Origin of the sequence: Bradyrhizobium sp. PRIMUS42, assembly GCF_023006515.1 — a bacterium.
Taxonomy (GTDB): Bacteria; Pseudomonadota; Alphaproteobacteria; order Rhizobiales; family Xanthobacteraceae; genus Bradyrhizobium.
The window spans coordinates 1-5403 of the sequence record NZ_JALBGZ010000448.1 but is presented as its reverse complement, the minus strand read 5'-3'; the positions used below and the strand labels follow the sequence as shown (position 1 = coordinate 5403).

4 protein-coding genes and 2 pseudogenes are annotated in these 5403 nt (G+C 64.4%); 3 read left to right on the top strand and 3 right to left on the bottom strand.

All coding sequences use genetic code 11. From position 1 onward, the window contains the following. Positions 1-104: pseudogene (locus MOV75_RS26250) on the top strand (nuclease); the annotation flags it as partial. A gap of 56 nt (positions 105-160) precedes the next feature. Here MOV75_RS26250 and MOV75_RS26245 read toward each other — a convergent pair. Then, positions 161-676: a L,D-transpeptidase gene (locus tag MOV75_RS26245; RefSeq protein ID WP_247006852.1), complete on the bottom strand. Its 516-nt coding sequence runs from the start codon at positions 674-676 to the stop codon at positions 161-163. A gap of 421 nt (positions 677-1097) precedes the next feature. Continuing rightward, positions 1098-3044 (bottom strand): acetate--CoA ligase, encoded by a 1947-nt coding sequence (gene acs, locus MOV75_RS26240; protein ID WP_247006851.1) that lies wholly within the window; start codon positions 3042-3044, stop codon positions 1098-1100. A gap of 402 nt (positions 3045-3446) precedes the next feature. Between acs and MOV75_RS26235 the strand changes: the two genes are divergently transcribed. Next, on the top strand, positions 3447-4616 hold the full coding sequence (locus MOV75_RS26235; RefSeq protein ID WP_246924635.1) for a DNA topoisomerase IB: 1170 nt from the start codon (positions 3447-3449) through the stop codon (positions 4614-4616). Positions 4617-4726: 110 nt separating this feature from the next. Here the strand turns inward: MOV75_RS26235 and MOV75_RS26230 are convergent, their stop codons facing one another. Continuing rightward, entirely contained in the window at positions 4727-5182 is a 456-nt protein-coding gene (locus MOV75_RS26230) for an SRPBCC domain-containing protein (protein WP_246924633.1), read from the bottom strand. Between the two features lie 101 nt (positions 5183-5283). Between MOV75_RS26230 and MOV75_RS26225 the strand changes: the two are divergent. Continuing rightward, positions 5284-5403 (top strand): annotated as a pseudogene (locus MOV75_RS26225) (adenylate/guanylate cyclase domain-containing protein); the annotation flags it as partial.

Below are 5403 nucleotides of genomic sequence, written 5' to 3'. Positions count from 1 at the left end.
GGACCGAGAACGTCTCGGCGGCGTTGCTCGCCGGCGGTTTTGCGCGGAGCTACAATGGCGGCCATCGCGACGGCTGGTGCACACGCAGCTGGCGCTTCTGGTAACGCAAGAGCCGCGTCGATGGACGCGGCTCTTGCGTGTCCTGCGTTGATCCCGGCGCTCAGCGCGCCACGACCACCGTCGTGCCGACCGAGACGCGGCTGTAGAGATCGGTGATGTCGTCGTTGAGCATGCGGATGCAGCCGTAGGAAACGAAGCCGCCGACCGAGCCTGGCACATTGGTGCCGTGGATCGCATACTCGCCGCCGGCCAGCGTCATCGCCGCAACGCCCATCGGGTTGCGGGGCGAGCCGCCCGGAATGACGTCGGGAAGCTGCGGCTTGTCGCGCTTCACTTCGGCCGGAGGCGACCAGGCCGGGTTACGGTACTTGCCGTCGATGCGGGTGGTGCCGGCCCACTGCTTGCCGGACTTGCCGACGCCGACCGGATAGCGCACGGCGTGGCCGTTATCGAGGATGAGATAGAGTTTGCGCTCGTTGGTTTTGACCACGATGGTGCCCGGCGAATAGTCGCCCGGATGTGCCCCCACCATTTCCGGCCGCGCCTCCGCCGCCGTCGACATCAAGAGCCCTGCCCCGATGGTGGCGGTCAGCGCCATGGCGATCCTGATCGACATCAATACTTCCCCTTGCCCCGAAAGAACCGTTCCAAATCTACGCAAACCCGGCAATCGCTGCCTTGCCCAGACATTCTTAACCGCGCCCGTTAACCGGATGGTTTCCAAGCGAGGCCTCTAGGGGCCAGCCAGCAGGGGGAACAAAGGAAATGTTCGAAATAAAGTAAATGACCTGAAAACAACACTCAGGAGGAAAGATGCGGCCGTGCCGCTGCGCGCTCTGACAGGTGCGTGAGCGTGTGAACGGCTGTTGTTTGTGGGACCGCGCGAACTGGGTTGCTCTCGTGTCCCGGACGCGGCGCGGCACGAAGTGACACGACGCAGAGCCGGGACACAGCTCTTTGCGCGTGGAGGCATGGGCCCCGGCTCAGCAGCGCACCGCTAGGATGCGCTGCGCTGCGTCCGGGGCACTAGAGCTTTCTTACGCCCCCTTCTTGTTCTGCCGGTTCTTGACGAGGTCGTCGACCACGGCGGGATCCGCCAGGGTCGAGGTGTCGCCCAGGCTGCCCGGCTCGTCCTCGGCGATCTTGCGCAGGATGCGGCGCATGATCTTGCCGGAGCGGGTCTTGGGCAGGCCGGGCGCGAACTGGATCTGGTCGGGCGAGGCGATCGGGCCGATCTCCTTGCGCACCCAGGTGACGAGCTCCTTGCGCAGGTCCTCGGTCGGCTCGATGCCGGCCATCAGGGTGACATAGGCGTAGATGCCCTGGCCCTTGATGTCGTGCGGGAAGCCGACCACCGCGGCCTCCGAGACTTTCTCGTGCGCCACCAGCGCGCTCTCGACTTCCGCGGTGCCCATGCGATGGCCGGAGACGTTGATGACGTCGTCGACGCGGCCGGTGATCCAGTAATAGCCGTCGGCGTCGCGCCGGCAGCCGTCGCCGGTGAAGTACTTGCCCTTGTAGGTCGAGAAATAAGTCTGCTCGAAGCGGGCATGATCGCCATAGACCGTGCGCATCTGGCCCGGCCAGGAGCGGGTGAGGCAGAGGTTGCCTGACGTTTCGCCCTCCAGCACCTTGCCGTCGGCATCGACGATCTCGGGCACGACGCCGAAGAACGGCTGCGTCGCCGAGCCCGGCTTGAGTTTTGTCGCGCCTGGCAGCGGCGTGATCAAAATGCCGCCGGTCTCGGTCTGCCACCAGGTGTCGACGATTGGGCAGCGGTCGTCGCCGACGACGCGGTGATACCACTCCCAGGCTTCCGGATTGATGGGCTCGCCGACCGAGCCGAGCAGGCGGAGCGAAGCGCGCGAAGTCTTCTTCACCGGCTCGTCGCCACTCTGCATCAAGGCGCGGATCGCCGTCGGCGCGGTGTAGAAGATGTTGACCTTGTGCTTGTCGATGACGTTCCAGAATCGCGAATTATCCGGGTAATTCGGCACCCCTTCGAACATCAGCGTGGTCGCGCCGTTCGCCAGCGGGCCATAGAGGATGTAGCTGTGGCCGGTGACCCAGCCGACGTCGGCGGTGCACCAGTAGATGTCGCCGTCGTGGTAGTCGAAGACGTATTGATGCGTCATCGAGGCGAACACGAGATAGCCGGCGGAGGTGTGCAGCACGCCCTTGGGCTGACCGGTCGAGCCCGAAGTGTAGAGGATGAACAGCGGGTCCTCGGCATGCATGTGCTCGACCGGACATTCGGTCGTCACCATCGCAGCCGCCTCGTGATACCAGAGGTCGCGCGTCGGGTTCATGTCGATCCTGCCGCCGGTGCGCTTGACCACGACGACCCAGTCGACGCCGTCGGCTTTGGTGAGCGCCGCGTCGACATTGGCCTTCAGCGGCACCTTCTTGCCGCCGCGCAGGCCTTCGTCCGCGGTGATGATCACCTTGGACTGGCAGTCATTGATGCGCTGGGCAAGGCTGTCCGGCGAGAAGCCCGCGAACACCACGGAGTGAACAGCGCCGATGCGGGCGCAGGCGAGCATCGCATAGGCCGCTTCCGGGATCATCGGCAGGTAGATGGTGACGCGGTCGCCCTTCTTGACGTTGCGGGTGCGCAGGATGTTGGCCATCCGGCAGACTTCGTCGTGCAGCTCCTTGTAGGTGATGTGCTTCGACTGCGAGGGATCGTCGCCTTCCCAGATGATCGCGGTCTGGTTGCCGCGCGTGTGCAGGTGCCGGTCGATGCAATTATGGGCGACGTTGAGGACGCCGTCCTCGAACCATTTGATCGAGATGTTGCCGGGCGCGAAGGAGACGTTCTCTATTTTCGTCGGTGTCTTCATCCAGTCGATGCGCTTGGCCTGTTCCGCCCAGAACGCGTTCGGGTCTGAGATCGAGCGGGCGTACATGTCCTTGTACTTGGCCTGGTCGACCCAGGCGCGCTTGGTCCATTCCGCGGGGACGTCGTAGATCTTCTCGGACATGCTTTCCCTCCACATACGGCAGGCCGAACGCTAGCGAACCGGCGAGCCGACTTGATCATTGACTGATTATGCGTCGGGCTAACCGGACCCGACAAGGAGCACAAGCTGGACCTTCGGCGGGTCGCCGGCCATGCGGAGGATCAAGGCCACCTGCTGCGATTGTCGCAAATCTGAAACAGGCCCGACGGGGGCTTTTGGGTCTTTACCCAGATCCGCGGAACGGGCCTGCGCAGAGGCCTCATGCATCAATAGAGGTATTTAGAAACCATCACTCACTGATTCGGGACTCGCAATACGGTTCGGAACACCCTAAATGGCCAACCCGGGTCCAAAGAGACCCCTCGGAACAAAAATCAGAACAACGGCATTGACCGATAACAGACAGGGCTAAGGCATAAGACTATGATGGATCAGCAGAATCTCGGGACGATACGGCCCGCTTCAGCCGATCCTGCGGCTATTGCACTGGCCAAAGCCCTTGGACAATGGCCGAAACCGGCCTCTTTCAGGCGCCCGAGCCCGAAGAAGGTCTTCGACACGGCGCCCGCGGCGACGGTCGAGGCCCTCGCCAAGGAGCTGGGCCTGCGGCTCGGCGACCAGAACGAGCTGAAGATCCGGCGCATCAAGCGCGGCAAGGGCTATTCCTTCGTCCGCCCCAACGGCGCCCATATCCGCGACGCCCGCACCATCCGCCGGCTGCATGCCATGGCGGTGCCGCCGGCCTATCGTGAGGTGCGCTACTCGGCCGATCCGAGCTCGCATCTCCAGGCCGTGGGACGCGATGCCGCGGGCCGGCTGCAATATCGCTATCACGCCGATTGGGAAAAGGTTCGCGAGCATCGCAAGGCACATCGCCTGGAAAAGCTCGTCGGCGCGCTGCCAAAGATCCGGCGCAAGGTCTCGGCGTTCCTGTCGGGCGACGAGCCGACGCGTGAGTTCGCGCTCTCGGCCGTGATCGAACTGATCGCGCGCACGGCGATCCGCCCCGGCAATGAATCCTATGCCCGTCTCAACGGCACCCGCGGCGCGACCACGCTGCTGAAGGCCAATGTCACGCTGGAAGAGGACAGCTTCGTGCTGACCTTCAAGGCGAAGGGCGGCAAGGCGGTGCGCAAGGAGTGCGACGCGGCCAAGCTGGTGCGCGCGATCGGGATTTTGCAGGGCGTCCCGGGCAAGCGCATGTTCCAGTACCGCGATGCCTACGGCATCGTACGCGCGGTCAGCACCACGCAAGTGAACGCGTTCTTGCGGGAAATCGCCGGCATCAAGATCTCTCTGAAGGATTTTCGCACGCTGATGGCGTCCGCCGTCGTGGTAGAATCGCTGTCGCGGATCACGCCGGCGACCAGCCAGCGCGGCCGCAAGAAGCAGGTGCTTGACGCGATCCGCGCTGCGGCCGACAAGCTCTCCAACACGCCGGCGATCTGCCGCAAGAGCTACGTTCACGACACCATCGTCACCGCGTTCGAGGACGGCATTCTCGAACGCTTTGCCGCGACCATGAAGGGCCAGCGCTCGCAGGCGCGGCGCGAGCAGCTTCTGGCGCAGGTGGTCGCGACCGCCGCGGTGTAAGATCATCACGCTGTCGTAGGGTGGGCAAAGGCGCCCTTGCGCCGTGCCCACCACCTCTCTCGATCGCGAAAAAAGCGTGGGCACGCTACGCTTTGCCCACCCTACAAGACCTATGCCTTGGTCGAGACACCCTTATCCGGACCGGGATCGTTGCCAGCCGCTGCTATCGTGAGCCGCTCCAGATAATGCGCCCACCCCGTCGCGTGCGCGGCGGCCTGTTCTGCGGTCGGCAGGCCGCTATGGGTCATACGCAGCAGCGTGCCGCCATCGCGTTCGATCAGATCAATCTCGATCAGGCTCGAGCCTGGCGGCACTTCCTGGCCGCCGTCCCAGCCGAACGTGTAGGCAAGGCGGTGCACCGGCACGACCTCACGAAAGGCTCCGCGAGCGACGCCGCCGCGAGGGCCCACGCCCTTGAGCAGATAGAGCCCGCCGGGATGCGGCTCGGTGGTCACATCGGAGCCCATCCAGCTCAAGATCTTCTCGGGGTCGGTCAGGTAAGCGAAAACGGTGGCGCGTGGAGCTGCAATCTGGGTTTCGCGTCGCACGACAAACGGTTCGGTCATCGGGAATCATCCCTTCGCTGACACTGGCACATGGCGGCGCCAAAGCGGCTCGTCAAGGATTGCCCGTGACAAACCCGGCCCGCCTTCGTCATGATCGAACCATGCAGCTCTCCCCGACCCTCGCCTGGCTCGTCGATGCCGCCTCGGATAGTGCCGGAGCTGATCGCCTGCTCGCGGAACTCGGTGCCCGTCTGGTCGCCGACGGCGTGCCGCTCGCGGCG

Bases quoted from the DNA above. Each gene is read 5' to 3' on its own strand.
- MOV75_RS26245 (WP_247006852.1), bottom strand. From the start codon at position 676: ATGTCGATCAGGATCGCCATGGCGCTGACCGCCACCATCGGGGCAGGG.
- acs (WP_247006851.1), bottom strand. From the start codon at position 3,044: ATGTCCGAGAAGATCTACGACGTCCCCGCGGAATGGACCAAGCGCGCC.
- MOV75_RS26235 (WP_246924635.1), top strand. From the start codon at position 3,447: ATGATGGATCAGCAGAATCTCGGGACGATACGGCCCGCTTCAGCCGAT.
- MOV75_RS26230 (WP_246924633.1), bottom strand. From the start codon at position 5,182: ATGACCGAACCGTTTGTCGTGCGACGCGAAACCCAGATTGCAGCTCCA.